Source organism: Acidisphaera rubrifaciens HS-AP3, assembly GCF_000964365.1.
Classification (GTDB): domain Bacteria; phylum Pseudomonadota; class Alphaproteobacteria; order Acetobacterales; family Acetobacteraceae; genus Acidisphaera; species Acidisphaera rubrifaciens.
In genome coordinates, this window is sequence record NZ_BANB01000252.1 from 1 (window position 1) to 2,204 (window position 2,204).

2 protein-coding genes are annotated in these 2,204 nt (G+C 72.1%); one reads left to right on the forward strand and one right to left on the reverse strand.

Annotated features, from left to right (window positions below; genetic code table 11):
* Positions 1–1,748, reverse strand: a 1,748-nt coding sequence (locus B8460_RS08605; protein WP_148360465.1) for a thiamine pyrophosphate-dependent enzyme, incomplete at its 3' end; no start/stop codon positions are given.
* A 92-nt stretch (positions 1,749–1,840) separates the two neighbouring features.
* On the opposite strand from B8460_RS08605, the gene B8460_RS08610 reads away from it, so the two are divergent.
* On the forward strand, positions 1,841–2,101 hold the full coding sequence (locus tag B8460_RS08610) for an Lrp/AsnC ligand binding domain-containing protein (RefSeq protein ID WP_048861181.1): 261 nt from the start codon (positions 1,841–1,843) through the stop codon (positions 2,099–2,101).
* Positions 2,102–2,204: the final 103 nt, after the last annotated feature.

A 2,204-nucleotide genomic window follows, 5' to 3' on the forward strand; every position in this document is an offset into this window, starting at 1 on the left:
GCGCCGGCGGCGGCGCGCAAGGCGGTGATCGTGGTGCGCGAGGTGATCTGGTCGGGGTTGGTGCGCAACTCGATCAGCGCCGGTCGGCCGGCGGCGGCCGCGCGGCGGAAGGCGGGGGCGAACGCGGCGGTGGTCTCGACGACCTCGCCATGGCCGCCGAACGCCTCGATCAGGCGCGCGAAATCCGGATTGGTCAGGTCGGTGCCGACGACGTGGCCGGGATATTCGCGCTCCTGATGCATGCGGATCGTGCCGTACATGCCGTTGTTGAAAACGATCACGATCGGTGTCGCGCCGTGGTGGAAGGCGGTCGCGATCTCCTGCCCCGTCATCAGGAAGCCGCCGTCGCCGACGAGGCATACGGCCATGCGGGCGGGAAAGGCGAGGCTGGCCGCGATCGCCGCCGGCACGCCATAGCCCATCGCGCCGTTGGTCGGGCCGATATAGCGCTGCCCCTCGGTGAAATCGATGAAGCGTGGCGCCCAGGGCGCGAAGTTGCCGGCATCGGTGGTGACGATCGCATCGGGCGGCAGCAGCGCGCCCAGCTCGCGCATCGCCTCGCCGAGATTGAGCGGCCCGGCATAGGCCGGCACGACCTGCGCCGCCTCGCGCACCGCGCGCAGGGCGCGCGTCCACTCCGCCCAGGGCGCTGCGAGCGGCTCCATCGCAGCGGCGGCGATGGCAAACGCGCTCGGGTCCGCGACGATGCCGAGGGCGGGGCGGAAGACGCGGCCGATCTCCGCCGGATCGGGATGCACATGCACGATCGGGGTCGTGCCCGCGCGGTCGAACAGCGTGTAGCCCTGCGTCACCGACTCCGGCAGGCGGGTGCCGATCGCGAGGATCAGGTCGGCCTCGCGCACCCGCGCCAGCAGCGCCGGGTCGGCCCCGACGCCGAGATCGCCGGCATAGTTCGCAGCACTGTTGTCATAGAGCGCCTGCCGCCGGAAGCCGACGCACACCGGCATGTTGTTGCCGAGCAGGAAGGTGCGCAGCGCCGCGCGCCCTTCCTCGTTCCAGATGCTGCCGCCGACGATGGCGAGCGGACGTTGCGCCGCGCCGAGCAGGTCCTGCAGCCGGCGCATCGCCGACGGGTCGGGATAGGCGCCGCTCACCGGCGCGGGGCCGAGATCGGGCACGTCCACCACGTGGCGCTGCATCTCCTCCGACAGCGCGATCACCACCGGCCCGGGTCGGCCGGAGGTGGCGACATCGACGGCGTGCGCCACGATTTCCGGGATGCGGTCCGCCTGATCGATCTGCGTGACCCACTTGGCGAGCGGGCCGAACATCCGCCGGTAATCGACTTCCTGGAAGCTCTCGCGGTCGGTCTCGGCGAACGGGATCTGGCCCACGAACAGCAGCAGCGGCGTGCTGTCCTGCATCGCGGTGTGGACGCCGACCGCGCCGTGACAGGCGCCGGGACCGCGCGTGACCATGGCCGCCGCCGGGCGCCCTGTCAGCTTGGCATAGGCCTCCGCCATGTTCACGGCGCCGGCCTCGAACCGGCAGGTGATCAGGCGCAGCCGATCCTGCACCGCATGCAGCCCGTCGAGCACGTCGAGATAGCTCTCGCCCGGTACCGCGAAGACCATCTCGATGCCCTGTGCCACCAGCGCATCGGCCAGCACGCGACCGCCGCGCCGCGGGCCGGGCGTGGTGACCGGCAGACGCGGCACCGCCGACGGCTCCGCCGCCGGCGTGGCGGCCTTGCCCCGCTTCGCCTTAGCCGTCCCGCCGCCGTCCATGCGTCCCTCCGTTGTCGGCCGCCCCCGGCATCGGCGCCGGCGCGCATGCCGGTCTATGCCTGCGTGGCCCAGGGTGCCAGACTGCGCGGGCCATGCGAGCCATCTTCGTCCAGATCAAGTGCGAACTGGGTCAGGCCTACCGCGTCGCGCGCGAGGCCGCCGACCGCATCGAACAGCTGTCGGAGCTGTACTCGACGTCCGGGGCGTTCGACCTCCTGGCCAAGTTCTATCTCGACCCGTCCACGGATATCGGCCGCTTCGTGACGGAGCAGGTGCAGACCATCCCGGGCGTGCGCGACACCTATACCCTGGTTACCTACAACGCCTTCACCGCCGGGCCGCTGCCGGGCTAGCCGGCGAAGCCCATGAAGCCGGGCGCGTCCGCGAGGCGCGGCGCGCGCATCAGCGCGGCGATGTCGGGGACGGGGCGCGCGGTGCGCGGATCGCCGGCGAGCC

Coding starts and splice junctions, on each gene's coding strand:
- B8460_RS08610 (WP_048861181.1), top strand. CDS start 1,841: ATGCGAGCCATCTTCGTCCAGATCAAGTGCGAACTGGGTCAGGCCTAC.